Source organism: Azospirillum brasilense, assembly GCF_003349955.1.
Classification (GTDB): Bacteria; Pseudomonadota; Alphaproteobacteria; order Azospirillales; family Azospirillaceae; genus Azospirillum; species Azospirillum brasilense_B.
In genome coordinates this window covers 1-1486 of record NZ_QLKQ01000170.1, presented here as the reverse complement: position 1 = coordinate 1486, position 1486 = coordinate 1, and the positions used below count along the sequence as shown (strand labels likewise).

Sequence of the window (1486 nt, the reverse complement as noted above, 5' to 3'; positions counted from 1 at the left end):
TTCACGCCCGCCATGGCCGAGAGTACCGGGGTTCTGCCCGGCTTGTCACCGGTTGTCGGCAAGCCGGTACACGCCGCCTTCGATGGCGGCCGTCTCACCTCCGACGCCGGCGTTCTGCTGCTGGCCGAGATCGATCGGCGGCTCGGGATCTGCGAGCGCCTGGCGCGCTGCATCAAGGACCCGCGCGCTCCCGAACGCGTCCGGCACACGCTGGCGGAGATGATCCGCTTCCGCGCCCTGCTGATCGCCGCCGGGTACCCGGACGCCAACGACTGTGACGCCCTGCGCAGCGATCCGGCCTTCAAGATGGCGGTCGGCCGGCTGCCGGAGAGCGGAGGCGACCTCTGCTCGCAGCCGACCATCAGCCGACTGGAGAACCTGCCCGGTCCGGTGGCGCTCAAACGCATGATGGCGGCCATGGTGGACCTGTTCTGCGACAGCTTCCCCACGGTGCCGCGGCGCATCGTGCTGGACATCGACGACACCGAGGACCGCGTCCACGGCGCCCAGCAGCTCTCGCTGTTCCACGCCCATTACGACGGGCGCTGCTTCCTGCCGATGCACATCTACGAGGCGACCACCGGCAAGCCGGTCGCCGTCATCCTGCGCCCCGGCAAGACGCCGGACGGCGCCGAGGTGGCGCTGGTGCTGCGCCACGTCGTGCGGGCCATCCGCGCCCGCTGGCCGCGCGTCGATATCCTGGTGCGCGGCGACAGCCATTACGGCCGCCACGAGGCCATGAGCTGGTGCGAGCGCAACCGCGTCGGCTACGTCTTCGGCCTGGGCGGCAACACGGTCCTGCTCGGGCGGGTCACCGACCTGGCCGAGGACGCCGCGATGGGCCGGCTCGCCGGCGAGTCGGACAAGGTTCGGCGCTTCGGCGAGCTCCGGTACGCCGCCCGCTCCTGGAAGGTCGAGCGCCGGGTCATCGCCCGGATCGAGGCGTCGCCCCAGGGCACCGATACGCGCTTCATCGTCACCAACCTGACCGGCACGGCCAAGGCGCTGTATGAGACCATCTACTGCGCCCGCGGGCAGATGGAGAACCTGATCAAGGCGCACAAGCTGCACCTCGCCTCCGACCGGACGTCGTGCAACAAGGCCACGGCCAACCAGTTCCGGCTGCTCATCCACACCGCCGCCTATTGGCTGCTGCATACCTTGCGCGGCTTGGCGCCGAAGGTGTCGTTCTGGCGCGAGGCGCAGTTCGACACGCTGCGCCTCGGCCTCATCAAGGTGGCGGCGCGGGTTACCGAAATGGTGACCCGCATCAAGGTGTCGTTGCCGACCAGCTTTCCCTACCAGGAAAGTCTGGCGATGTTGGCCGCCCGTACCGCGAAGTTGCCGCCCTAACCGCAGGGGCGGCGTGCCCCCGAACGAACCTGTCCCCGCAACCCTCCAGCCCCGTCATGCCGCGCCATTGGCGCCACCCATCGACGCGCCTTCGGACCGCCGTTCCAAAACGCTGATGAATGATCCGGGCTAG

At 69.4% G+C, this 1486-nt stretch carries 1 protein-coding gene; it reads left to right on the top strand.

Annotated elements, in window-relative coordinates; genetic code table 11:
* The first annotated feature begins 12 nt into the window (after positions 1-12).
* On the top strand, positions 13-1353 hold the full coding sequence (locus DXK32_RS31890) for an IS1380 family transposase (RefSeq protein ID WP_114862155.1): 1341 nt from the start codon (positions 13-15) through the stop codon (positions 1351-1353).
* The last annotated feature ends 133 nt before the right edge of the window (positions 1354-1486 follow it).

Excerpts from the sequence above, each read along its gene's own strand:
- DXK32_RS31890 (WP_114862155.1), top strand. The coding sequence starts at position 13 with ATGGCCGAGAGTACCGGGGTTCTGCCCGGCTTGTCACCGGTTGTCGGC.